General features: G+C 72.8%; 21 protein-coding genes. 11 read left to right on the top strand and 10 right to left on the bottom strand.

From position 1 onward, the window contains the following. Positions 1–35: 35 nt before the first annotated feature. The gene (locus Sru01_RS21835; protein ID WP_203989378.1) at positions 36–614 is read right to left on the bottom strand and encodes a dihydrofolate reductase family protein; all 579 of its coding nucleotides are present in this window, start codon (positions 612–614) and stop codon (positions 36–38) included. Between the two features lie 72 nt (positions 615–686). On the opposite strand from Sru01_RS21835, the gene Sru01_RS21830 reads away from it, so the two are divergent. Next, positions 687–1,262 carry a TetR/AcrR family transcriptional regulator gene (locus tag Sru01_RS21830; RefSeq protein WP_203989376.1) on the top strand — a complete coding sequence of 192 codons (576 nt, stop codon included), beginning with the start codon at positions 687–689 and terminating at the stop codon, positions 1,260–1,262. Between the two features lie 107 nt (positions 1,263–1,369). Here Sru01_RS21830 and Sru01_RS21825 read toward each other — a convergent pair whose 3' ends face one another. The 5 genes from Sru01_RS21825 to glgP all read right to left on the bottom strand — a co-directional run bounded on the left by Sru01_RS21825 (position 1,370) and on the right by glgP (position 7,801). Further along, positions 1,370–2,566 carry an ABC transporter permease gene (locus tag Sru01_RS21825; RefSeq protein ID WP_203989374.1) on the bottom strand — a complete coding sequence of 399 codons (1,197 nt, stop codon included), beginning with the start codon at positions 2,564–2,566 and terminating at the stop codon, positions 1,370–1,372. Next, on the bottom strand, positions 2,563–3,429 hold the full coding sequence (locus Sru01_RS21820) for an ABC transporter ATP-binding protein (protein ID WP_203989372.1): 867 nt from the start codon (positions 3,427–3,429) through the stop codon (positions 2,563–2,565). The genes Sru01_RS21825 and Sru01_RS21820 overlap by 4 nt, the downstream gene beginning before the upstream one ends. Beyond that, the gene (locus tag Sru01_RS21815; protein ID WP_203989370.1) at positions 3,426–4,490 is read right to left on the bottom strand and encodes a peptidoglycan-binding protein; all 1,065 of its coding nucleotides are present in this window, start codon (positions 4,488–4,490) and stop codon (positions 3,426–3,428) included. The genes Sru01_RS21820 and Sru01_RS21815 overlap by 4 nt, the downstream gene beginning before the upstream one ends. Continuing rightward, positions 4,487–4,945, bottom strand: coding sequence for a hypothetical protein (locus Sru01_RS21810; RefSeq protein WP_203989368.1), 459 nt, complete (start codon positions 4,943–4,945; stop codon positions 4,487–4,489). Before Sru01_RS21810 ends, Sru01_RS21815 begins: the two co-directional genes overlap by 4 nt. 249 nt (positions 4,946–5,194) lie before the next feature. Continuing rightward, on the bottom strand, positions 5,195–7,801 hold the full coding sequence (gene glgP, locus Sru01_RS21805) for an alpha-glucan family phosphorylase (protein WP_203989366.1): 2,607 nt from the start codon (positions 7,799–7,801) through the stop codon (positions 5,195–5,197). A gap of 410 nt (positions 7,802–8,211) precedes the next feature. On the opposite strand from glgP, the gene Sru01_RS21800 reads away from it, so the two are divergent. The 3 genes from Sru01_RS21800 to Sru01_RS21790 are packed head-to-tail and all read left to right on the top strand — an operon-like array spanning position 8,212 to position 13,419. Continuing rightward, positions 8,212–10,239 carry an alpha-1,4-glucan--maltose-1-phosphate maltosyltransferase gene (locus Sru01_RS21800; protein WP_203989364.1) on the top strand — a complete coding sequence of 676 codons (2,028 nt, stop codon included), beginning with the start codon at positions 8,212–8,214 and terminating at the stop codon, positions 10,237–10,239. 52 nt (positions 10,240–10,291) lie between these two features. Further along, entirely contained in the window at positions 10,292–12,004 is a 1,713-nt protein-coding gene (treS, locus tag Sru01_RS21795; RefSeq protein ID WP_203989362.1) for a maltose alpha-D-glucosyltransferase, read from the top strand. Next, entirely contained in the window at positions 12,001–13,419 is a 1,419-nt protein-coding gene (locus tag Sru01_RS21790) for a maltokinase N-terminal cap-like domain-containing protein (protein WP_203989360.1), read from the top strand. Before treS ends, Sru01_RS21790 begins: the two co-directional genes overlap by 4 nt. A gap of 96 nt (positions 13,420–13,515) precedes the next feature. Here the strand turns inward: Sru01_RS21790 and Sru01_RS21785 are convergent, their stop codons facing one another. Further along, positions 13,516–14,610 (bottom strand): calcium:cation antiporter, encoded by a 1,095-nt coding sequence (locus Sru01_RS21785; protein ID WP_203989358.1) that lies wholly within the window; start codon positions 14,608–14,610, stop codon positions 13,516–13,518. A gap of 281 nt (positions 14,611–14,891) precedes the next feature. On the opposite strand from Sru01_RS21785, the gene Sru01_RS21780 reads away from it, so the two are divergent. The 3 genes from Sru01_RS21780 to sppA all read left to right on the top strand — a co-directional run bounded on the left by Sru01_RS21780 (position 14,892) and on the right by sppA (position 19,679). Further along, a complete protein-coding gene (locus Sru01_RS21780; protein ID WP_203989357.1) occupies positions 14,892–15,404 on the top strand; it encodes a hypothetical protein in 513 nt (170 codons plus the stop codon). A 140-nt stretch (positions 15,405–15,544) separates the two neighbouring features. Next, positions 15,545–17,935: a 1,4-alpha-glucan branching protein GlgB gene (gene glgB / locus Sru01_RS21775; RefSeq protein WP_203989515.1), complete on the top strand. Its 2,391-nt coding sequence runs from the start codon at positions 15,545–15,547 to the stop codon at positions 17,933–17,935. A 52-nt stretch (positions 17,936–17,987) separates the two neighbouring features. Beyond that, positions 17,988–19,679 (top strand): signal peptide peptidase SppA, encoded by a 1,692-nt coding sequence (gene sppA, locus Sru01_RS21770; RefSeq protein ID WP_203989356.1) that lies wholly within the window; start codon positions 17,988–17,990, stop codon positions 19,677–19,679. A 20-nt stretch (positions 19,680–19,699) separates the two neighbouring features. Here the strand turns inward: sppA and Sru01_RS21765 are convergent, their stop codons facing one another. Further along, the gene (locus Sru01_RS21765; RefSeq protein ID WP_203989355.1) at positions 19,700–20,116 is read right to left on the bottom strand and encodes a cupin domain-containing protein; all 417 of its coding nucleotides are present in this window, start codon (positions 20,114–20,116) and stop codon (positions 19,700–19,702) included. Between the two features lie 59 nt (positions 20,117–20,175). Between Sru01_RS21765 and Sru01_RS21760 the strand changes: the two genes are divergently transcribed. Beyond that, the gene (locus tag Sru01_RS21760) at positions 20,176–20,646 is read left to right on the top strand and encodes a MarR family winged helix-turn-helix transcriptional regulator (RefSeq protein ID WP_203989354.1); all 471 of its coding nucleotides are present in this window, start codon (positions 20,176–20,178) and stop codon (positions 20,644–20,646) included. Positions 20,647–20,688: 42 nt separating this feature from the next. Here Sru01_RS21760 and Sru01_RS21755 read toward each other — a convergent pair whose 3' ends face one another. After that, positions 20,689–21,156: a carboxymuconolactone decarboxylase family protein gene (locus Sru01_RS21755; protein WP_203989353.1), complete on the bottom strand. Its 468-nt coding sequence runs from the start codon at positions 21,154–21,156 to the stop codon at positions 20,689–20,691. Positions 21,157–21,307: 151 nt separating this feature from the next. Next, positions 21,308–21,787 carry an RrF2 family transcriptional regulator gene (locus Sru01_RS21750; protein WP_203989351.1) on the bottom strand — a complete coding sequence of 160 codons (480 nt, stop codon included), beginning with the start codon at positions 21,785–21,787 and terminating at the stop codon, positions 21,308–21,310. Positions 21,788–21,896: 109 nt separating this feature from the next. Between Sru01_RS21750 and Sru01_RS21745 the strand changes: the two genes are divergently transcribed. The 3 genes from Sru01_RS21745 (at position 21,897) to Sru01_RS21735 (ending at position 24,090) form a co-directional block, all read left to right on the top strand. Then, a complete protein-coding gene (locus Sru01_RS21745) occupies positions 21,897–22,544 on the top strand; it encodes a TetR/AcrR family transcriptional regulator (protein WP_203989349.1) in 648 nt (215 codons plus the stop codon). A 53-nt stretch (positions 22,545–22,597) separates the two neighbouring features. Next, positions 22,598–23,644 (top strand): saccharopine dehydrogenase NADP-binding domain-containing protein, encoded by a 1,047-nt coding sequence (locus Sru01_RS21740; RefSeq protein ID WP_203989347.1) that lies wholly within the window; start codon positions 22,598–22,600, stop codon positions 23,642–23,644. 134 nt (positions 23,645–23,778) lie between these two features. Next, on the top strand, positions 23,779–24,090 hold the full coding sequence (locus Sru01_RS21735; RefSeq protein WP_203989345.1) for a DUF6247 family protein: 312 nt from the start codon (positions 23,779–23,781) through the stop codon (positions 24,088–24,090). The last annotated feature ends 5 nt before the right edge of the window (positions 24,091–24,095 follow it).

Below are 24,095 nucleotides of genomic sequence, written 5' to 3'. Positions count from 1 at the left end.
CCGCCATGCCTATAGCGGAGTTCGCCTCCTCGCGGCTACGCGGCGCGCTGGAACCAGGTCACCTGCGCCCCGTTATCGAACGACTGCCGCTCGGTGGGGGTGAAGAGCGTGGGGTCGAACCCGCCCCGGAAGGCCGGGACGCCCGCGCCGGCGACCACCGGATACGACTTGATGATCAGTGCGTCGATCTCCGGCAGCAGCGCCCCGGCCAGTTCGCCGCCGCCGGCGAGGTAGACGTCCTTGTCGGAGGACTCGGCCTTGAGCCGGCGGACCAGCCCGACGGGGTCGCTGGGGACGAGTTCGACCGACGGGTCGTCGATCTTCTCCAGCGTCGAGGACACCACGTACTGGCGCAGGTGGGAGTAAGGGCTGGTGACGCCGGCGTCCAGGGCGGGCCGGTAGGTGCCGAGGCCCATCACCACCGTGTCGAACCGCCTGGCGGGCGCGTCGGCCAGTCCGACCTGCGCGCGGATGTGCGTGGCGATCACCTCGGGGTGCCGCTCGTTCATCCACGCGGCCATGTCGTCGCTCACCGGGTAGAAGTCGACCTCGCCGCCGGGGCCGGCGATGTAGCCGTCGATGGAGACTCCGACGTAGTAGACGAGCTTTCGCATACCTGACCACTCCTGTCGTAGTGCTTTACTTGAAGTGGTGCAAACGTAGTACTACACCGCTAGAGTGTCAACATGCGAAAGAACGACCAGCGCAGGAACGCGCTCCTCGACGCGGCCATCGAGGTGCTGGCCGGGGAAGGCGCCCGCGGCCTGACCTTCAGGGCGGTCGACGCCGAGGCGGGCACCCCGACCGGCACGGCCACCAACTACTTCGCCAACCGCGACGACCTGCTCATGCAGATCGCCGATCGGGTCTACCAGCGGTGGATGCCCGACGAGGCCACCTGGGCCGCCGCGGAGACCGGGCCGCGGGACACCGCCAAGGTGACCGAGCTGATGCGGGAGACGGTCGGCCGGGTCGCCGGGTTCCGCAGCGGCTATCTCGCCATGCTGGAGCTGCGGCTGGAGGCGACCCGACGGCCCGCCCTGCGTGTCGTGCTCACCGGGAGGGTGCGCGCGGACATGGACGCGAACGTCTCCTACCACCTGAAGCAGGGCCTGCCCGGTGACGCGACCTCGGTCAGGCTCCTCATGCTGGCGCTCAACTGGCTGATCGTGGAAACGCTGACGCTCCCGGAGCTGTTCGCCCCCGAGGAGGTGGACGAGCTGGTGGTCAAGGCGGTCGAACGCAGCCTCACCGTCACCTGACCCCAGGGAGCGGTCCGAGGTCCAAGGGGAAACACCCTCCTTGACGTCCACCCCGGCGGCGAACACCCGCTCGCCACCGGGATGGACGACAGCCCGCCCGTAGGGGGTCAGCCGGAGGTGAGTGCGACGCTGGGCGGCACCCGGGCGGCGCGGACCGCCGGGTACAGGCCGGCGAGCACGCTGACGGCCAGGGTGGCCGCCAGCGTGCCGCCGAGCACCCAGGGCGGCACCACCGGCGGCCAGTCCCGGGACAGGGCGTAGCCGGTGGTGACCAGCGCGCCGATCAGCAGCCCGGCGCCCGAGCCGGCCGCCGACAGCAGCAGGGACTCGGCGAGGAACTGCAGCCGGATCTGTCCGCGGGTGGCGCCGAGCGACCGGCGCAGCCCGATCTCCCGGCGGCGTTCCAGCACCGAGATCACCATGGTGTTCGCCACGCCGACCCCGCCGACCAGTAGCGCGACCGCGCCCAGGCCGAGCAGCAGGCCGGTGAAGGTGTCGGTGGCGGCCGCCCGGGCGGCCAGCGCGTCGGACGGGCGGGACACGGCGACCTGTTCGGGATGCTCCGGATCGACGGTGCGGGGCAGCAGTGCCCGGACGGCGTCCACCGCATCCTCCGCCGACCGCTCGTAGATCGTCGTCGGATGGCCGTCGAAGCCGAAGTACTTCCGCGCGGCCGGGAAGCCGATGAGCGCGGCGCGTTCGACCTCCGGGGCCAGCGGCATCGGGTCCAGGACCCCGACCACGGTGCACCACCGGTCGCCGATCCAGACCGGGGTGCCGGCCCGGTGGACGCCGAGCCGGCCGGCGGCCACCGAGCCGAGCACCACCGCGGGGCGGCCGGCGATCGCGTCGTTCAGCCAGGTGCCGCTCCGCACCTTCCCGTCCAGGGTGCCGAGCAGGCCGGGCGTGGCCGCCAGCACCGCGAGCCCGCCGGTCTGCTCCTTGGGGATGCGGTCGGTGCGGCGGACCGAGACCTCGACGTCGCCGGTGGCGGCGGCCGAGGTGACCGAGTCGATCCGGCGCACCATTCCGACCGCGGCCGCCGGCAGTTCGACCTTCTCGCCGAGGAAGGAGTCGCCGGGCGTCACCCGTAGCAGGTTGGTGCCGAGCCGGTCCAGCTCCCGCAGCAGCCGCTCCTGCCCCGACGCGGAGATGCCGATCACCGCGACCATGGTGGCGATGCCGAGCGCGATACCGAGGGCGGACAGCACCAGCCGGCCAGGCCGGGCCCGCATGCCGGCGGCACCGACCCGGACGACGTCCTGCGGCCGCAGCCGGGCCGGGGTGAGTTCGCGGGCCGTCACCGCGATCCCGCCCCGGCGGCGCGATCGCTCTTCACCAGGGCGGCCACCGAACGGCGGCCGGTGCCCGGCCCGCCGTCGGACACCACGCGGCCGTCCCGCATGCGCACCCGCCGCGGGCTCCACTCGGCGATCTCCGGGTCGTGGGTGATGACGACGACCGTGGCGCCGCCGGCGTGCAGGTCGCGCAGCAGGGCGAGCACCTCGGTGCCGGCCGCCGAGTCCAGGTTGCCGGTCGGCTCGTCGGCCAGCAGCAGCGCGGGCTCGCCGGCCACCGCGCGGGCGATGGCGACCCGCTGCTGCTCGCCGCCGGACAGCTGGTGCGGCCGGTGCCCCAGCCGGTGGCCGAGGCCGACCCGTTCCAGCGCGGCCCGGGCACGCTCGCGGCGGACCCGGAGCGGCGGGCCGGCGTACAGCAGGCCGTCGGCCACGTTGTCCAGGGCGGGCAGGCCGGGGTCCAGGTGGAACCGCTGGAAGACGAACCCGATGCTCCTGGCGCGCAGCGCCGACAGCCGCCGGTCCGGCAGGCCCGCCACATCGTGGCCGGCGATCTTCACGGTGCCCGACGTGGGCCGGTCGAGGGTGCCGAGCACCTGGAGCAGGGTCGACTTGCCCGACCCGGACGGGCCGGCGATGGCGACCAGCTCACCGGCCTCGACGGCCAGGTCGACGCCGCGCAGCGCGTCCACCTGCCCGTAACGCTTGGTGACCCCGGTGGCATCGATGATCCGCTCGTGCCCGGGCGCGGGGGCGGCCTGCCGGTCGGAGCGCGGACCTGCCTGGTGATCGGCCCGGTGGTCGGACCCGGGGCCGGTCTGGAGGCCGGTCCGCCGGTCGGACCGGGGGGTCTGGTGGTCGGGGGTCATTCGGCGGGCACCTCGACCTTCGTCCCGGCCGCCAGCCCCGGGCCGGCGACCTCCACCCGGCCGCCGCCGTACCCGCCGGTCCGCACGCTCACCGTCCGCCGGGCGCCGCCGGGGTCCACGACCGTCACGCCGTACCCGCCGTCGCGCAGCGCCAGCAGCGCCTCGACCGGCACGCTGAGCACGTCGCGGCGGCGCTCGCTCACCAGCGTCACCGCCACGGGCGCCTGGTCCGGCAGCCCCCGGGCCTTTCCGGCGGGCAGCGAGATCTCCACCTCGACGGTGCTCTTGCCCTCCTGGCCGCCGGCGTCCTCGACCTTCACCGCGCCCCCGATGGCGGTGATCTTCCCCTTGACGGTCTTCCCGCCGGGCAGCTCAACCGTCACCCGGCCGCCCCCGCGCACCAGGTGCCGCCGGGCGACGTCGAGATCGACCCGGGCCACCTGCCGGGTGCCGGTGACGGTCAGTGCCTGCCCGCCGGCCCGCGCGGTGTCGCCGACCGCGGCCCTGGCCTCGGCGACCCGGGCCGGGCCGGGCAGGAAGACCGCTTGGGCGGCGTCCACCTCCCCGGTCCTGGCCATGCCGTGGTGCTTCTGCCAGCGCAGCACGGCCTGCCGGGTGGCCCAGGAGAAGTGCCGGTCCACCGTGACGCCGCGGCCGAACCCCAGGGCCTTCAGCGCCTTCTCCAGCTGCCGGACGTCCGGTCCGTCGGTGACGCCCTGCCGGAGCGTCCGGTACAGCGGGACGGCGCCGTACAGCAGCACGACCGGGCGGCGGTCCAGCCTGATCAGCGCGCCGCCCTGCCTGATCGTCGCGCCGGCCCGGGGCACCCAGGTGACCGTGCCCGAGCCGCCGGTCGCGATCTTCCGCTCGCCGGAGTAGGTCAGCCGCCCGCTCACCGACACGGTGTCGACCAGGTCGCCGCGCTCGACGCCGGCGGTCGGCGCGGGCGGGCGGGCCGGCGCGGCGGACCGCTCCGCGCCGCCGAGCGTGGCCGCGCCGACGGCGCCGGCCCCGGCCAGCACCGCCCCCAGGGTGACCGCGGCCAGGACACCGCGCCTCACTTGTTCAGGCCGGTGAAGTCGCAGGCCTTCAGGGCCGCGGCGAACTTCTCCTTGTTCCCGCCGTCGAAGTCGGGCGGCGGCAGCTCGCCGTTGGGCCCGGGGTCGGGGAAGTCGATGCCCTTCCCGCGCAGGCAGCGGGCCAGCTTGGTCATCCGGTCGAGGTAGGCGGGGTCCTTGGTATCGATCCGCTTGCCCGGGTGGTACTTCTCGCAGGCCTTGAAGGCCTCATCGGAGATCGCCACGCCGCTGCTCGGCACATCGTCCGGATTATCCGGGAAGTCCGGGACGCCGTTCTCGCGCAGGCAGCGGGCCCACTTCACCCGGGCGTCGTCCGGCGCCGCGGCGGAGGTGCCCACCGGGCCGGCGGCGTCGCCCGGGCCGGCCGTCGCGGTGCCGCCGCAGGCGGTCGCCAGCGCCAGCAGCGGCACGGCGAGCAGGAGTCGGCAGGATTTCATGGCAGGTGCTCTCGCTTCCGTGGAGCGCGAAGCGGGCCTTCCGCTTCCCTGCCTTACGTGTCCGGCAGCGGCCGCCGCGTTTCCGCCCCCGGCGGCCGTTTCCGCCCCGGCCGTCCGCCCCGCCGGACGGCGGGGAGGCACGTAGCGGGTCGTCGGCCCCCGACCGGCGCCCCCGGGCGCACGGTTCGCCGGCGCGCCCGGCGGGCGGCGGAGCAGTGGTCGCCCCGCCGCCCGCCAGGTCCGTACCGGCTAGCGGAGGGTGCCGTTGGTCATGCCGGCCGGCTCCTCGGGGAGGGCGACCAGGCCCAGCTCGGCCGCGGAGTCCATCAGCGGGTGGCTGGGCACCACGCGCACGGTGTAACCGAAGGCCCCGGTGCGGTCCAGCGGGACCACCCCGGTGCACACCGCCCGGCAGTCGTCGCCCACCGAGTCGACGGTGAGCGTGGCGTAGGAGGGCCGCAGCAGCTGGTCGTGTACGCCCACCTTGCCGTACGCCACCTGCACCCGCACGTCGTCGGGGGACAGCTCGCCGAGCGCCACCGTGGCGCGCACCTCCATCGACGCGCCCAGCTCGGGGGTGTCGCCGATGCCGGAGGCCTCGATGTGCTCCACCCGCACCCCGGGCCAGGCCCGGGTGACCCGCAGCTTCCAGGAGGCGAACTCGCGGGCCTTGCCGTGGTCGCCCTTGGACAGCTCGCGCGCCGAGCCGGCCGCCGGGGTGTAGAGGTCGACGACGTAGTCGCGCAGCATCCGCCCGGCCAGCACCTTCGGGCCGAGCGAGGTGAGGGTGTGCTTGACCATCTCCAGCCAGCGCCGCGGCATGCCGTCGCCGGGCCGGTCGTAGAAGCGGTCGGCGACCTCCCGCTCGATCAGGTCGTACAGCGCGGTCGCCTCGATGTCGTCCCGCCGGTCGGTGTCGGTGACGCCGTCGGCGGTGGGGATGGCCCAGCCGTTGCCGCCGTCGTACCACTCGTCCCACCAGCCGTCCAGGATGGACAGGTTGAGGCCGCCGTTGAGGGCGGCCTTCATGCCGGAGGTGCCGCACGCCTCCAGCGGGCGCAGCGGGTTGTTCATCCACACGTCGCAGCCCTGGACCATGAGCTGGCCGAGGTTCATGTCGTAGTCCGGCAGGAAGACGATGCGGTGCCGCACGTCCTCCTGGTCGGCGAACTTCACGATCTGCTGGATGAGCCGCTTGCCGCCCTCGTCGGCCGGGTGCGCCTTGCCGGCGATGACGATCTGCACCGGCCGCTCCGGGTCCAGCAGCAGGCGCCGCAGCCGCGCGGGGTCCTTGAGCATGAGGGTGAGCCGCTTGTACGACGGGACGCGGCGGGCGAAGCCGAAGGTGAGCGCGTCCGGGTCCAGCGCCTCGTCGATCCAGCCCAGCTCGGCCGGGGACGCGCCCCGGGCCCGCCAGGAGGCGCGCAGCCGCTCGCGGGCGGCCTCGACCAGCCGGCCGCGCAGCCGGCCGCGGATGGCCCAGATCTCCTCGTCGGAGAGCTTCTGCACGCCCTCCCAGCCCTGGGCCTTCTCGATCAGCGAGGGCAGCTCCTTGCCGGCCAGCTCCATCACCTCGCGGGCCACCCAGGTGGGGGCGTGCACGCCGTTGGTGATCGAGCCGATCGGCACGTCGTCCAGGTCGAAGCCCGGCCACAGCCCCTGGAACATCCCGCGGCTGACGTCGCCGTGCAGCTCGGACACGCCGTTGACCCGCTGGGCCAGCCGCATGCCCATCACGGCCATGTTGAAGACCGGCCCGCCGGCGGCGTCCGGCTCGGCGCCCTCGGGCTCGGCGCCCAGGGCCAGGATGCGGTCGACCGGCACGGTGGGCCAGGCGTTGTCGCCGCCGAACTGCTTCTCGATCATCTCGGCCGGGAAGCGGTCGATGCCGGCGGGCACCGGGGTGTGGGTGGTGAAGACGGTGCCGGCCCGGACGGCCTCCAGGGCCTCGTCGAAGGTGAGCCGGTGCTCGGTGAGCTCGCGGATGCGCTCCAGGCCGAGGAAGCCGGCGTGGCCCTCGTTGGTGTGGAAGACCTCGGGCTCGGCGTGGCCGGTCACCCGGCAGTACGCGCGCAGCGCGCGGACGCCGCCGATGCCGAGCAGCAGCTCCTGCATCAGGCGGTGGTCGGTGCCGCCGCCGTACAGCCGGTCGGTGACGTCGCGGGCGGCGTTGTCGTTGTCGGCCACGTCGGAGTCGAGCAGCAGCAGCGGGACCCGGCCCACCTGGGCGACCCAGATCTGGGCGTGCAGGGCGCGCCCGCCGGGCAGCGGGATGGCGACCCGGCAGGGGGCGCCGTCCGGCTCCTTGAGCAGGGTCAGCGGCAGGCCGCCGGGGTCGAGGCTCGGATAGTGCTCCTGCTGCCAGCCCTCGGCCGACAGCGACTGGGTGAAGTAGCCGTGCCGGTAGAGCAGGCCGACGCCGAGGATGGGCACGCCGAGGTCGCTGGCCGCCTTGAGATGGTCGCCGGCCAGGATGCCGAGGCCGCCGGAGTACTGCGGCAGGGCGGCGGCGATGCCGTACTCGGGCGAGAAGTAGCCGATCGCGGCCGGGGCGTCCGGGAGGGTCTGGTACCACCGGGGGGCGGTCATGTACTCCCGGAGATCGTCGGCGGCGTCGGCCAGCCGGCGCAGGAACCTGCGGTCGCGGGCCAGCTCGGCGAGCCGGTCGGCCTCGACCGCGCCGAGCAGCGCGACCGGGTCGTGCCCGACGCGTTCCCAGGTGGCGGGGTCGACCTCCGCGAACAGGTCCAGGGTCTCGGGGTGCCAGGACCAGCGCAGATTGTGCACCAGCTCGCCCAGGGCGGCCAGCTCCACGGGAAGGACGGTTCGGACGGTGAACCTGCGGATTGCTCTCACGGGGCCAGACCCTAATAACTCAGCGCCACGACGCGCGACCGGAACACTCTTGTGACGTCACCAGATCTCATGCGATTCGCTCTCACCCCTAGCTGACCGGCTCAAACCTCACTAAAGCCAACACGTGACAGTGATCACAACTCGGGTGTGCACGCGACCGAGGGTGGGGGCCGGGGATCTACCGCCTACTTGCCGATGAGAGGCTTGAAGCCGGAGCAAGGGGGCAGTTCCCTGGAAGTACGTCATGCCGTACCCTCCGGTGCCGAGACGGCGATCACCGTCCTCGGCGTTAAATCCATCGTGCCCGCGCATACTTCGGCTCCGTGCCGGAAACACCCGAAAGCAAAGATCACTCCTTGCCCTCACAACTCCCGGCGGCGCCCGGTGCGTCGCCGCTACCTTGAGACGCGATGATCGGACGAATCCCAGTACAGGACATCCAGCCTGTCGTCGACTGCGGGCGGTGGCCCGCCAAGGCGGCGGCGGGCGAGACCTTCGAGATAAGCGCCACCGTGTTCCGGGAAGGACACGACGCGGTGGCGGCCGGTGTCGTGCTCACCGACCCGGCCGGCGCGCGCGGGCGCCTGCTGCCCATGCGCCCGCTGGAGCCGGGCACCGACCGCTTCGGCGTCACGGTGACGCTGCCCAGCGAGGGCACCTGGCACTTCCGGGTGGAGGCGTGGAGCGACCCGGTGGCCACCTGGCTGCACGACGCCGGAATCAAGATCCCCCGGGACATCGACACCGATCTGATGTGCGAGGAGGGCGCGCGGATCTTCGAGCGAGCCGCGAAGGCGGTCCGCCCGAACGGCTGCCCCGGCTGCGCGCACCGGGCCGAGCTGCAGCGCGTCGCCGACCGGCTGCGCGACGAGGAGCTGGACCCGCGGGCCCGGCTGGCGGTGGCCCAGCTCCCGGAGACCGCCGCCGCGCTGGCCGCCCACCCGCTGCGCGAGCTGGTCACCCGGGCGCCGCGCTACCCGGTCCGGGTGCACCGCCGCCGCGCGCTGTTCGGGTCGTGGTACGAGTTCTTCCCCCGCTCGGAGGGCGCGGTCCTGCAGGAGGGCGCGCCGCCGCGGTCCGGCACCTTCCGCACCGCGGCCGAGCGGCTGCCCGCGGTGGCCGGCATGGGCTTCGACATCGTGTACCTGCCGCCGATCCACCCCATCGGCGACACGTTCCGCAAGGGACGCAACAACACCCTGCACCCCGAGCCGGACGACCCGGGCTCGCCCTGGGCGATCGGCTCGGCCGACGGCGGGCACGACGCGATCCACCCCGACCTCGGCACCATCGAGGACTTCGACGCGTTCGTCCGCCGGGCGCGCGAGCTGGGGCTGGAGATCGCGATCGACCTGGCGCTGCAGTGCTCCCCCGACCACCCGTGGGTCAAGGAGCATCCGGAGTGGTTCACCGTGCGGGCGGACGGCACGATCGCCTACGCGGAGAACCCGCCGAAGAAGTACCAGGACATCTACCCGCTGAACTTCGACAAGGACCCCGAGGGCATCCTGGCCGAGGTGGAGCGGGTGGTCCGGCACTGGATGGACCACGGGGTGCGGGTGTTCCGGGTGGACAACCCGCACACCAAGCCGGTGGTGTTCTGGGAGCGGCTGCTCGGCGCGATCCACGCCACCGACCCGGACGTGATCTTCCTGTCCGAGGCGTTCACCCGCCCGGCGATGCTGCGCGGCCTGGCGAAGATCGGGTTCCACCAGTCGTACACCTACTTCACCTGGAAGACCTCCAAGCCGGACCTGGTGGACTTCCTCGGGGAGCTGTCGGCGGAGACCGCGCACTACGTGCGGCCGAACTTCTTCGTGAACACCCCGGACATCCTGCACGAGTACCTCCAGCACGGCGGGCTCCCGGCGTTCAAGATCCGGGCGGTGCTGGCCGCGCTGACCTCGCCCAGCTGGGGGGTCTACGCCGGCTACGAGCTCGGCGAGAACGTCGCGGTCCGCCCGGGCAGCGAGGAGTATCTGAACAGCGAGAAGTACGAGTACCGGCCGCGCGACTGGGCGGCGGCCGAGCAGGAGGGCCGCAGCCTGGCCCCCTTCCTCACTCGTCTCAATTTGTTCAGAAGAGCCCACCCCGCGGTACAGGAACTGCGTAATCTACGGTTCCACGATGTCGACCACCCGGACATGATCTGCTTCTCCAAGCGGCTGCCCGGCGCCTACGATCCGGCCACACGAAGGTCCGGCCCTGGCGATGTGGTCCTGGTCGTCGTCAATCTCGATCCGCACAACACGCACGAGGCGACGGTCCGGCTCGACCTGCCCGCCCTGGGCCTCGACTGGAACGCGGACTTCATCGTGGACGACGAGCTCTCCGGCGAGTCGTACCACTGGCGCCAGGCCAATTACGTCCGTCTCGACCCGCACATCAACCCAGCCCACGTCCTCACACTGCGAGCGACGCCCGGCGGCCGGACCTGACGTCCGGCCGCCCGCGGCGGCAGCGAGCACCAGCACAACGGGGAGTCCACCGGTGAGCTTGACGCCTCAGCCCGTCCCGGACACTTTCACTCACGAGAAGCCGAACGACCCGCGCTGGTACAAGCGCGCCGTCTTCTACGAGGTCCTGATCCGGGGCTTCGCCGACTCCAACGGGGACGGCACCGGAGACATCCGCGGCCTGACGAACCGGCTGGACTACCTCCAGTGGCTCGGCGTCGACTGCCTGTGGCTACTCCCGCTGTACGAGTCGCCGCTCAAGGACGGCGGCTACGACATCTCCGACTTCATGAAGATCCTTCCGGACTTCGGGGATCTCGGGGACTTCATCACCCTGGTCGACGAGGCGCACAAGCGCGGCATGCGGGTGATCGCCGACCTGGTGATGAACCACACCAGCGACCAGCACCCGTGGTTCCAGGCGTCCCGGCACGACCCGGAGGGGCCGTTCGGCGACTTCTACGTCTGGTCCGACGACAGCGAGCAGTACCCGGACGCGCGGATCATCTTCATCGACACCGAGACGTCCAACTGGAGCTACGACCCGGTGCGCCAGCAGTACTACTGGCACCGGTTCTTCCACCACCAGCCGGACCTCAACTACGAGAACCCGGATGTGCAGGACGCCATGCTGGAGGTACTGCGGTTCTGGCTGGACCTCGGCATCGACGGCTTCCGGCTGGACGCGGTGCCCTATCTCTTCGAGCAGGAGGGCACCAACTGCGAGAACCTGCCGCAGACGCACGCCTACCTCAAGCGGGTGCGCAAGGAGGTCGACCGCCTCTACCCCGACCGGGTGCTGCTGGCGGAGGCCAACCAGTGGCCGGCCGACGTGGTCGAGTACTTCGGCGACGCGGTCACCGGCGGCGACGAGTGCCACATGGCGTTCCACTTCCCGCTCATGCCGCGCATCTTCATGGCGGTGCGCCGGGAGACCCGCTACCCGATCTCCGAGATCATGGCCCAGACGCCGAAGATCCCGGAGAACTGCCAGTGGGGCATCTTCCTGCGCAACCACGACGAGCTGACGCTCGAGATGGTGACCGACGAAGAGCGCGACTACATGTACACCGAGTACGCCAAGGATCCGCGGATGCGGGCCAACGTCGGCATCCGGCGCCGGCTGGCGCCGCTGCTGGAGAACGACCGCAACCAGATCGAGCTGTTCACCGCCCTGCTGATGAGCCTGCCGGGCAGCCCGGTGCTGTACTACGGCGACGAGATCGGCATGGGCGACAACATCTGGCTGGGCGACCGGGACGGCGTCCGCACGCCCATGCAGTGGACGCCGGACCGCAACGCGGGCTTCTCCGACTGCGACCCCGGCCGCCTCTACCTGCCGACGATCATGGACCCGATCTACGGGTACCAGGCGCTCAACGTCGAGTCCCAGCAGAAGAACCCGGGCTCGCTGCTGCACTTCACCCGAAAGATGATCGAGATCCGCAAGCGGCACCCGGTCTTCGGCCTGGGTGAGTTCACCGAGCTGAACTCCTCCAACCCCAGCGTGCTCGCGTTCGTCCGCGAGCTCGGGGACGACCGTGTCCTGTGCGTCAACAACCTCTCCCGGTTCCCGCAGCCGGTGGAGCTGGACCTGCGGCGGTTCGAGAGCGTCACGCCCGTGGAGTGCACGGGCGGCGTGCCATTTCCTCCGATTGGCGAACTTCCGTATCTTTTGACGCTCCCGGGGCATGGGTTCTACTGGTTCACCCTTCCGCCCACGAGCGCCGCCACCGAGGAGACGTGACACAGCATCTCGAAGAGCTGCTTGCCGGCTGGATCACCCATCAGCGGTGGTTCGCCGGCAAGGGCCGCGCGATCACCGAACTGGCCGTCGAGTCCGCCACGCCGCTGCCGCTTCGTGGTCCGGCAGAATCCTTCCACCAACAGGTGGCGGGGTCCTGCGGGGCCACGGACGCCGAGGTGCGCCATCTCATCATCACCGTCCGCCAGGACGGGCGCACCGACCGCTATCAGATGCTCGTCGGGTTCCGCCGCGAGCTGCCGCACCGGCTGCGGCACGTCCAGATCGGCGAGACCCCCGAGGGGTTCGCCTACGACGCGGCGCACGACCAGGAGGTCACCGGGGTGCTGCTGGCGGCCATCGCCGCCGGCGCCGACGTGGGCCCGTTGCGCTTCCGGCACATGCCGGGGGTGGAGATCGACACCTCGCCGCGCAGCCTGGTGCTCGGCGCCGAGCAGTCCAACACCTCGCTGGTCTTCGGCGACGCCTACATCTGCAAGCTGTTCCGCAAAATCGTCCCCGGGGTGAACCCGGAGCTGGAGGTGGTGTCGGCGCTGGCCGAGCGGGGCGCGCCGAACATCGCCCGCCCGTACGGCTGGATGGAGGCCGACGTCGCCGGAGAGAACACCACGCTCGCCTTCACCCAGGAGTTCCTGGCCACCGCCAGCGACGGCTGGGCGCTGGCGCTGACCAGCGTCCGCGACCTGTACGGCTCGCTGCCCGGCACCCCGGCCTCCGACGTGGGCGGCGACTTCGCCGCCGAGGCGCACCGGCTGGGCGCCGCCACCGCCCGGCTGCACCAGGAGATGGCGGCGGCCTTCCCCACCGCCACGATCGACCCGCACGAGGTCAAGCGGATGGTCGAGGGGTTCCGCCGCCGGCTGGACTCGGCCATCTCCGAGGTGCCGGAGCTGGGCGGGCACGCGGCCGCGGCGCACGCGGCGTTCGACCGGCTGGCCGCCCTGGACCGGCCGGTGACCGTCCAGCGGGTGCACGGCGACTACCACCTGGGCCAGGTCATGCGCACGCCCAGCGAGTGGGTGGTGCTCGACTTCGAGGGCGAGCCCGGCCAGCCGCTGAACGAGCGGCGCGCGCTGGACTCGCCGCTGCGGGACGTGGCGGGCATGCTGCGGTCGTTCGACTACGCGGCCCGGCACCTGCTGGCCGGGCACCCGGAGGCCGGGACGCTGGCGCCGCGCGCCGCCGAGTGGGCCGAGCGCAACCGGGCCGCGTTCATCGCCGGCTACTCGGCGGGCGGCGGGCGGATCCACGGCGACGACGCGGTGCTGCTGCGCGCGCTGGAGCTGAGCAAGGCCGCCTACGAAGTCGTCTACGAGGCCCGCAACCGGCCGAACTGGCTGCCCATCCCGCTCGCCGCGTTCCAGGACGAGCCCGCGGAACCCGGGCCGGCCGGCTGACCGTCCCGGCAGCGGATCATCTACCGGTCCGGAACGGCCGTCCGGAGTTCCGGGTCCGGCCGCGCCCCGCCGGCCTGCGCGGCCCGGCGGCGCGGGTCACGGGCTGACGGCGAGGAACAGGAAGCAGGCCAGCAGCGCCAGGTGCACCCCGCCCTGCAGCGAGGTCGCCCGGCCGTGGACCACGGTCAGACCGGCGACGACCACCGTCAGCGCGAGCAGCACCATGTGGGTGGCGCCGAGGCCGAGCGACAGCGGGCCGGTCAGCCAGATCGACGCCACCGCGAGGGTCGGGATGGTCAGCCCGATGCTCGCCATGGCCGAGCCGAGCGCCAGGTTGAGGCTGGTCTGCATCCGCTCGCGGCGCGCGGCGCGCACGGCGGCCAGCGTCTCCGGCGCAAGCACCAGCAGCGCGATCACCACGCCGACCACCGACTGGGGCAGCCCCGCGCCGCGCACCGCCTCCTCGATCGCCGGCGATTCGACCTTGGCCAGGCCGACCACCGCGACCAGCGCGACCAGCAGCAGGGCCAGGCTGCCCGCGGCGCGCCGGCCGGTGGGCGGGTTGGCGTGCTCCTCCTCGGGCAGGACCTTGCCCTCCGCGGTCACCGGGAGGAAGTAGTCGCGGTGCCGGATCGTCTGGGTGACGACGAACAGCGCGTAGAGCGCCAGCGACGCCACCGCGGCGAAGACGAGCTGCGCCGGGGTGAAGGCGGGCCCGGAGCGGCTGGTGGTGAAGGTGGGCAGCACCAGGCTCAGGGTCGCGAGGGTGGCCACGGTGGCCAGCATGCCGCCGGCCCCCTCGGCGTTGAAGGCGGTCACCCGGCCCCGGGACGTGCCGACCAGTAGCGACAGGCCGATGATGCCGTTCAGCGTGATCATGATGGCCGCGAACACGGTGTCGCGGGCCAGGGTGGCGGTCTCCGGGCCGCCGGAGATCATCAGGCTGACGATCAGCGCGACCTCGATGACGGTCACCGCCACCGCCAGCACCAGCGAGCCGAACGGCTCGCCGACCCGGTGGGCGACCACCTCGGCGTGGTGCACGGCCGCCAGCACCGCGCCGCCGAGAAACGCCGCCACGATCATCACCATGGCGAGCGGCAGGCCGCCGCGGCCCCAGGTGATCGCGAGCAACACGATGGCGAGCACCGGAAGAATGGCGCTCCAGTGCGGCGCCGTCAATCGTCGCATGCCCCTATGCTGCCTTACCGGTCCGGGTGTTTTTAGCACCCACAAGGCTATTCGCCGGAGATGCCGGGTTTTTGCGACCGTTGGCGCAGCTCAAGAAGTTTGTGAGATATACCGCGCCGACCGGAAGTTTGCCGTCCACCCTGGCTTGGTAGTTCACTATTTTCGGCATTCACCACGACGCGCCCGCCCGGCGCTTCGCCGGCCCGGCTCGACTACCATGAGCAGCGACACTGTCACGATGAGTGAGGCGGCGAGCGGTGCTGCGGCGACCCATGGCGGTCATGCCGGCAGTGGCGGCGACCATGGCGGTCGCGGCCGGCGGCGTGCTGATCGCGGTGCTGCTCCGGCCGGGCGGGCCGGCCGGCCCGGTGGCCGGCGACCGCCCGGCCGCGCCCCCGGCCGCACCCCCGGCCCTGGCCGCCACGCCCGGCGTGGCCACCGCCGCCGGCGCCGTCCCGGCCACCGCACCGCCGCCGCTCCCGCCGGCCGGCCCGGCGCGCTCGGCGATGGCCCGGCCCGCCCCGTCCCGGGACGAGGAGGCCCGGGCCACCCGGCTGCTGCTCGCCGACCCGCGCCTCGGGCCGATCGTGCGCGCGATGTACGAAGGCGCCACCGGGCACCCGCCCGGCTCCGCCCGCGAGCTGCGGGTACACGCCCTGATCTTCCGGCGGCACGGCTGCGAGGTGCGCCGCTGCCTGCAGCTGTTCGTCCGCTTCCCCGGCGGCGCCTGGCTGGACGTCGGCCGGGTGATCGTCGACCTGACCGGCGGCACGGTACGCGTGCTGCCCTGGTGAGCGCCGGCCGCCGGCCGGCCAACCGCACATTCTTCGCTTTCCACATGTGATCCGGGCAACAACATGGGTTGCCGCCCCGATCTGGGGCAGGGTTAGCACGGCAGAAATCATCACGGTGCCGAGGAGCGGTGAGCGACCAGATGAACGCGGACCTGGATCTGAACCGGCTGGCCGGCGGCGCGCATCATGATCCGCACTCGATCCTGGGTACCCATCCGTCACCGGAGGGCCTGGTGGTGCGGGCCCTGAAGCCGCTGGCGGAGCGGGTCGAGCTGGTGCTGGAGGACGGCACCGCGCACGAGATGACCCACGAGGCCTACGGCGTGTTCTCGGTGACCCTGCCGGCGGTGGACAAGGCGCCGCCCTACCGGCTGCGCGCCGGCTACGCCGGCGGTGGCGTGCACGAGGCCGGCGACCCCTACCGGCACTGGCCCACCCTGGGCGAGGTCGACCTGCACCTGATCGGCGAGGGCCGCCACGAGCGCCTGTGGGAGGTGCTCGGCGCCCGGGTGATCCGGCACGACGACGAGGACGGCACCGCGTTCGCCGTCTGGGCGCCGAACGCGCGCGGCGTCCGGGTGGAGGGCGCGTTCAACCACTGGAACGGCTCGGCGCATCCGATGCGCTCGCTCGGCCGGTCCGGGGTGTGGGAGCTGTTCGTCCCCGGCGTGGGCGCCGGCGAGGCCTACAAGTTCTCCATCCTCGGCGCCGACTCGATCTGGCGGTCCAAGGCCGACCCGATGGCCCGCCGCACCGAGCAGCCCCCGGCCACCGCGTCCATCGTGGACGACTCCGCCTACACCTGGAACGACGAGGCCTGGCTGGCCGCCCGGGCCGGGCGTGACGCCCTGGCGTCGCCGATGAGCGCCTACGAGGTGCACCTGGGCTCCTGGCGTCCCGGCCTGTCCTACCGCGAGCTGGCCGACCAGCTGGTCGAGTACGTGCTGGAGATGGGCTTCACCCACGTGGAGCTGCTGCCGGTGGCCGAGCACCCGTTCGGCGGCTCCTGGGGCTACCAGGTCACCTCCTACTACGCCCCCACCTCCCGGTTCGGCACCCCCGACGAGTTCCGCCACCTGGTCGACCGGCTGCACGAGGCGGGCATCGGCGTGCTGCTGGACTGGGTGCCCGCGCACTTCCCGATGGACGAGTGGGCGCTCGGCCGCTTCGACGGCACCCCGCTGTACGAGCACGCCGACCCCAGCCGCGGCACCCACCCCGAGTGGGGCACCTACATCTTCGACTTCGGCCGGCGCGAGGTCCGCAACTTCCTGGTGGCCAACGCGCTGTACTGGCTCAAGGAGTTCCACATCGACGGGCTGCGGGTGGACGCGGTCGCCTCGATGCTCTACCTCGACTACTCCCGGCGGGCCGGCGAGTGGACGCCCAACGAGTACGGCGGCCGGGAGAACCTGGACGCGGTGGAGTTCCTCAAGGAGATGAACGCGGTGGTCTACCGGGAGGCGCCCGGCATCGTCACCATCGCCGAGGAGTCCACCGCCTGGCCGGGGGTCTCCCGCCCGGTGCACCTGGGCGGGCTCGGCTTCGGCTTCAAGTGGAACATGGGCTGGATGCACGACACGCTGGCCTACCTCGCCCACGAGCCGGTCTTCCGGCAGTACCACCACCACCAGATGACGTTCTCGCTGATGTACGCCTACTCGGAGAACTTCGTGCTGCCGCTGTCGCACGACGAGGTGGTGCACGGCAAGGGGTCGCTGCTCGGCAAGATGCCGGGCGACGAGTGGCAGCGCTTCTCCAACCTGCGGGCGCTGTTCGCGTTCATGTGGGCGCACCCGGGCAAGCAGCTGCTGTTCATGGGCTCGGAGTTCGGCCAGGGCTCGGAGTGGTCGGAGGAGCGCGGCCTGGACTGGTGGGTGCTGGACTTCGAGCCGCACCGCGGCGTGCAGCGGCTGGTCCGCGACCTCAACCGCGTCTACACCGAGACCCGGGCGCTGTTCTCACAGGACCACGCCCCGCAGGGCTTCCAGTGGATCGACGCCGACGACGCCCAGGGCAACGTCTTCTCCTTCGCCCGGCACGGCGACGACGGCTCGATGGTGGCCTGCGTGGCGAACTTCTCCGGCGCCCCGCACGACGACTACATGATCGGCCTGCCGGCCGGCGGCCGGTGGGACGAGGTGATCAACACCGACGCCTACGAGTACCAGGGCAGCGGGGTGGGCAACTTCGGCGGGGTGGACGCCACCCCCGACCCCTGGCACGGCCAGCCGTTCTCCGCCCGGCTGCGGGTGCCGCCGCTCGGCGCGCTGTGGCTGCGCCGTGTCCCCGACCCGGAAGAGGAGCCGGCGACCACCGGCGTCGTCGCCACCTCCGGCGCGGCGCAGGACTCACCGGCGGAGGAGATCCGCACCGACGCGCCGGCCGTGGCCGCCGAGTCCGCCGCACCGCGCGTCGGCCCGGCCCCGACCGGTGCCCCCCGTTCCGGCGACGCCACCCCGGACGCCGGCGGTCCGGACGGTGATCGTGGCCGGCCGTCGCCGGCGGCCGGCGGACCGGCCGCCCCCTGACAGCACGGCCCGGGGACACCACCCCGGGCCGCGCGTCGCCTAGGGTAACGGCATGGACGCGACAAAGCCGATCTTGGAAACGGTGGACCGGCTCCGGCAGCGGCGCACGGCTCCCCTGGTGCTCGAACTCGACCTCACCGAAGGGCTCACCGAAGGGCCGCCGTCCGACCCGCTGAGCGCGCTGCTCTCCATGCGCCGGCCGCGGCTGTCGGACGTGCTGGAGGGCCTGCGCCGCGCGCGCAAGGACGCCCGGGTCAAGGCGCTGATCGTCAAGATCGGCGGCCGGCCGCTGGGGTTCGCGGTGGTGCAGGAGCTGCGGGCGGCCGTCGGCGAGCTGCGCGCCGCGGGCAAGCTGACGGTCGCGTTCTCCGAGACCTTCGGCGAGTTCGGCGCCGGCACCGTCCCCTACTACCTGGCCAGCGCCTTCGACCGGATCTACCTGCAACCGTCGGGGGACGTGGGGCTGACCGGCATCTCGCTGGAGCAGCGCTTCCTGAAGAACGCGCTCGGCAAGCTCGGCGTCGAGTACCAGATCGGCCAGCGGCACGAGTACAAGACCGCGGCCAACACCTTCACCAAGGACCACATGACCGATCCGCACCGCGAGTCGATGGCGCGGATCGCCGAGTCGATCATCGAGCAGGTCGTGGCGGGCGTCGCCGAGGGGCGCAAGCTGGCGCCGGAGCGGGTGCGCGAGCTCATCGACCAGGGCCCGTTCATCGGCCCCGAGGCGGTGGAGGCGGGCCTGGTCGACCGGCTGGCCTACCGCGACGAGGTGTACGACGAGATCCGCGGCGAGGGTGATCTGCTGCTGTTCGTCGGGCGGTACGCCAAGGGCGCGATGGTGAAGAAGCTGCCGCGGCCCGGCGAGCGGGTCGTCGCGCTCGTGCACGGCCAGGGCGCCATCCGGCTGGGCCGCAGCGGGCGCGGCCCGCTCGGCGGCGGCGGGGCGATGGGCTCGGACACCATCTGCGCCGCGTTCCGCGCCGCCCGGCGCGACGACTCGGTCAAGGCGGTCGTCTTCCGGGTGAACAGCCCCGGCGGCTCCTACGTCGCCTCCGACGCGGTCTGGCGGGAGGTCGTGCTGACCCGCCGGGCCGGCAAGCCGGTCATCATCTCGATGGGCGACCTGGCCGCCTCCGGCGGGTACTTCGTCGCGATGGCCGCCGACGTGATCGTGGCCCAGCCGGGCACGCTGACCGGTTCGATCGGCGTGTTCGGCGGCAAGCCGGCGATCGGCGAGCTGCTCGACCGGGTGGGCATCAACTCCGAGTCGATCGACGTGGGCGCCAACTCCGGCATGTTCTCGACCAGCCGCACCTACTCCGAGCAGCAGTGGGCCCGGGTGAACGCCTGGCTGGACCGGGTGTACGACGACTTCGTGACCAAGGTCGCCGAGGGCCGGCGGCTGGACCGCGACCGGGCGCACGAGCTGGCCCGCGGCCGGGTGTGGACCGGCGCGGACGCCCGGGACGGCGGCCTGGTGGACGAGCTGGGCGGCCTGGAGGACGCGCTGGCGCTGGCCCGGGACCGCGCCGGGCTGCCCGCCGAGGCCCACATCCGGACATATCCGCGGATGCACCCGCTGGACCGGCTGCGCCCGCCGGAGTCCAGCGAGGACAAGGCCGCGTCGCTGAGCCAGGTCCGGCTGGAGGCCTGGGGCCCGCTGAACCGGCTCACCGCCGAGCTCGGCCTACCGGCCCACGGCCCGCTCATGCTCCCCGGCTGGTGGGCCATCCGCTGAGCCGGCCTACCGGCGGGCGGTCAGGCGGTCCAGGCGGGCAGCAGCCGGCCGCCGTCCGCCGGGAGTGCGCAGTCGGGAGACACCTTCAGCGCGGGGTCGGCGGGGTAGGCGTGCCCGCCGGCCGGCGCGGCGACCACTGCGGCCAGGTCCGCCCCGTTGCCGGAGGTGATCCGGCGGTACACGCCCGCGGGCATGACGACGGTGTCGCCCGGCCCGACGGCGAGCTCCTCCCCGCCCAGCTCGACGGTCGCCTGGCCGGCGAGGATCGTCCACACCTGCTCGGTGTCGAACGCGTGCGGCGGGCCGGACCGGCCGGCGGGCATGTCCACCCGCCACACCGACAGGCCGGAGCCGCCCTGGGTGGGCGAGGCGAAGGTGGTCATGACGGCGTTCGGGGTCTCGGTGCGGCGGCTCTCGGCATGGCGGATGACCGGCATGGCGGCATCTCCTAAGATAGACAACGTGGTTGTCGAAATGGTGAACCAGGTTGTCCATCGTGTCAACTGACCCGCCCGGATTCGAGCTGCCGCTGCGGCTGCTGATGGGCTTCCGCGTGATCATCGAGGAGCTGCACGCCGAGCTGGCCCGCCAGGGCCATCCCGGGCTGCGCCCGATGCACGGCTTCGTCATGCAGGCCGTCGGCACCCGGGGCACCACCGCGGCCGAGCTGGGCCGGCGGCTCGGCGTGTCCAAGCAGGCGGCCGGCAAGACCATCGACACCCTGATGAAGGCCGGCTACCTGGAACGCGGCACCGACCCCGCCGACGCCCGGCGCAAGGTCGTCCAGCTGACCGCGCGCGGCTCCGACGCGCTGGTCCGGTCGGCCCGCATCTTCGACGAGCTGCGTGCCCGCTGGGCCGAGACCCTCGGCGCCGACCGGCTGCGCGCCCTGGAGGACGACCTGCGCCGGGTCACCCCGCCCGACCCCTTCCGCCTCGACGTCCCCGGCTGGCTCGGCACCCCCTGACCCCGGCCGGCGAGGGCCGGCCGGGTGATCACCGGACGGGGGTCAGGTGGTGGCGCGGGGGCGGTAGTGGCCGGCGGGGGTGCGGTTGGCGACGTTGATCCGGTTCCAGCTGTTGATCTGCGCGATGGCCACCAGCAGCACCGCCAGCGCCTCGTCGTCGTAGTGCTCGCTCACCTCGGCCCACAGCTTGTCGGACACGCCGTCCCCGTCGGCGAGCCGGGTGACCGCCTCGGTCAGCGCCAGCGCGGCCCGCTCGGCCGGCGTGTAGTACGGCGCCTCCCGCCAGCCGGCCACCGTGAACAGCCGCTCGTCGGTCTCCCCGGCCGCCCGGGCGTCCTTGGCGTGCATGTCGAGGCAGAATCCGCAGCCGTTGATCTGGCTGGCCCGGATCTTCACCAGCTCCAGGGTGGGCTTCGGCACCGGCCCCTGGCGGACGAACGCCTCGACGCCCAGCATCGCCTGGTAGCCACCCTGAGCGACCTTGGGGAAGTTCGCGATACGCGGTTCCATGGTGCTTCTCCTTCACGTTTCCGTACCGGCCGGCCGGCCGGTGGCGGTGTTCCCATCTCCCCCGCCGGTCGGCGGGGCGGTCTGCAGGTAACTGGATGTTGAATGTCCAGATTCGGTCGCCGCGCGGGCGCGAGTCGCCACCATCACCCGGTCAGCCGTCCTGGCCGTACCAGCGGCGCACCCCGCGACCCAGGTCCGGCGCCTGGCGCTCGGCGGCGGCCTGAATCTCGGCGAGGGTCTGGGCGGCGAGCGCGCGTCGCCAGGCCAGCTCGGCCCGGCGCATCGCGGTCGACACCGCGCACGGCGCGCGGTACCTTCCCTCCGGCGCGCCGGCCCCCATCCCGCGCCGGCGGATCTCCTGGCACTGGAAGGCGTCCTCCGGCCCTTCGACCGCGGCCACCACGTCCATCAGGGTGATCTTCTCCAGTGGCCGGGCCAGCCGGAAGCCGCCCTTGGCCCCGGCGACGGACTCCAGGACGCCGGCCCGCACCAGGGCCTGGAGCTGCTTGTTGAGGTAGGCCGTGGGCAGCTCGTAACCCGCCGCCAGCCGCGCGGCCGGCACCGGCCGCTCGTCCCCCAGCCACGCCAGGGTCAGGCAGCAGTGGACCGCCCACTCGACGCCTTCACTCATCCGCACAACCTGGATATTACACGTCCAGGTTGCCCGGCGAAAGCGACCCCATCGAAGCTGCCCGGATCACGCTCACTAGAGCGGCACTTCATGCTAGTAAGGTCGGGACATGGCCACCTCGAAACCGGCGGCGGGCGTGCGGGCCGCGAAGGCCGCCGCCACCCGCGCCCGCATGCTCGACGCCGCCAAGGCTCTCTTCCTGGAACGCGGCTACGCCGCCACCGCCATGCAGGCCATCGCCGCCCGGGCCGGCGTCGCGGTGCAGACCCTCTACTTCACCTTCACCACCAAGCGGGCGATCCTCAAGGAACTGCTCGACGTGGAGGTCGCGGGCGACACCACGCCGATGGCCAGCCTGGACCGCCCCTGGGTCGGCGAGGCCTTCGCCGCGGCGCCCGCCGCGCAGCTCCGCCTGATGGCCCGGCGATCGGCGGAGATCTACGGCCGGGTCGGCCCGCTGCTGGAGGTGGTGCGCTCGGCGGCCGCCGCCGACCCGGAGATCGCCGAGCTCTGGCGGACCAACCAGGAGCAGCGGCACACGGTGTTCACCGTCATGACCGGCGCGCTGGCCGCCAAGACGCCGCTACGGGAGGGGTTCAACGCCGCCCGCGCGGCCGACACCGTCCTGGCCGTACTCGCGCCGGAGAGCTATCACCTGCTCGTCCACGAACGCGGCTGGCCGGCCGGCGACTGGGAGGAGTGGGCCGCCGACGCGCTGATCCGGCAGCTCCTTCCCGATCCGGCGGAAAGCAGTTGACTAAAGCATCACTACAGTGATTCGCTGATGACATGCTTCAGCATTCTGTCGGCGTGTCCGATGTCCTGGCGATCGGCGGCTACGGCGCCGTCGGCACCCCGCTCACCTCGTCCCTCGCCCGCCGGTTCCCCGGCCGCGTCATCCCGGCCGGCCGCGACCCCGACCGGGCCCGGCGGCTGGCCCGCACGCTCGGCTCCGACCGGGCCGCCCGGGTCGACGTCACCGACCTGCCCGGGTTCGAGCGGGTGCTGGACGAGCACCGTCCCGCGGTGGTCGTGCTGTGCGTCGAGCCGCCGGACGCCGGGATCGCGCGGGCCTGCCTGGCGCGCGGCGTGCACCTGGTGGACGTCGGCGCCTCCCACCACCTGCTCGCCCAGGTCGAGGCGCTGGCCGGCGTCGCGGTGGCGGCGGGCGCGACGGCCGCGCTCAGCGTCGGGGTGGCGCCGGGCCTGACCAACCTGCTGGCGCTGCGCGCGCACGAGGCGGTCGGCGGCGCCGAGCGGGTGGACCTGACGGTGATGATCGGCGGCGGCGAGCGGCACGGCGCCGACGGGGTCCGCTGGGTGGTCGAGCAACTGGCCCGCCCCGCCGCTCCGGACGGCCCGCCCGCCGGACCCAGGGCCGCCTACCTGCCCGGACATGGCACCCGCACCGCGCGGCCGTTCCCGTTCTCCGACCAGCACACCCTGCGCCGCACGCTCGGCGTGCCGGAGGTGACCACCCGGCTGTGCCTGGACTCCGCGGCGCTCACCACGTTCCTGTTCGGCCTGCGCCGGGCCGTCCGCCGGCCGGCGCTGCGGCGGCTGGTGACGGCGTCGCTGACCCGGGTGCACATCGGCGGGGACGCCTTCGCGGTGCGCGCCGACGCGGTCAACGGCCGGCGGCACGCCGCCTTCGCGCTCACCGGCCACGGCCAGAGCCGCGCCACCGCGCTGGTCGCCGCGCACGTCACCGCCGCCCTGCTGGAGGGGACCGCCCCGCCCGGCGTGCACCACATCGAGCGGCTGCCCGGCATGGCCGACCTCCCTGAGTCCCTCGCCCCCTACGGCATCACCTTCTGGCCGCCGGACACCCTGGCTGCCCGAGCCGAACAGAAATGATCCATTCGACACCGGCTACGCTGGTTCGGCCACCTGTCAGATCGGATGGACGTCACCCGGAGTCGCCACCAGGGCCCTGCGGCTCGATAAGCTGAGGTCGCAGGCGGAACCGGAATAAGAGGTAAGGCTTCTTCATGACCGTCCAGCGGCACGACAGCTCCTATTCGCAGATAGAGCGGACCTTCACCGCCGTACGCGCAGCCCTGCCCTCGGCTAATGTCGCCGCGTTCGATGCCGAACTTGAAAAGATCACCCACTCACCTGTCGTCGACCTGGCGGCACTCGACGACTTCCTCTCCGCGTGGTGGCGTATCGCGACGCGGGCCACCACTGATCCGGCAGACTGGCAGCGGATGCATCGAGAGGCTGATCAGTTGCAGTCCGGTGTACGCAAGGCAGGTCCGACGCTGGCTGAAGTGCTGGCCCGCCGCGGAGTCCAGCGGTAGGTGTA

This window comes from Sphaerisporangium rufum (assembly GCF_016863395.1).
GTDB lineage: Bacteria > Actinomycetota > Actinomycetes > Streptosporangiales > Streptosporangiaceae > Sphaerisporangium > Sphaerisporangium rufum.
Note: the sequence above shows the minus strand (reverse complement) of the source record. Positions and strands in the feature narration are given on the sequence as shown.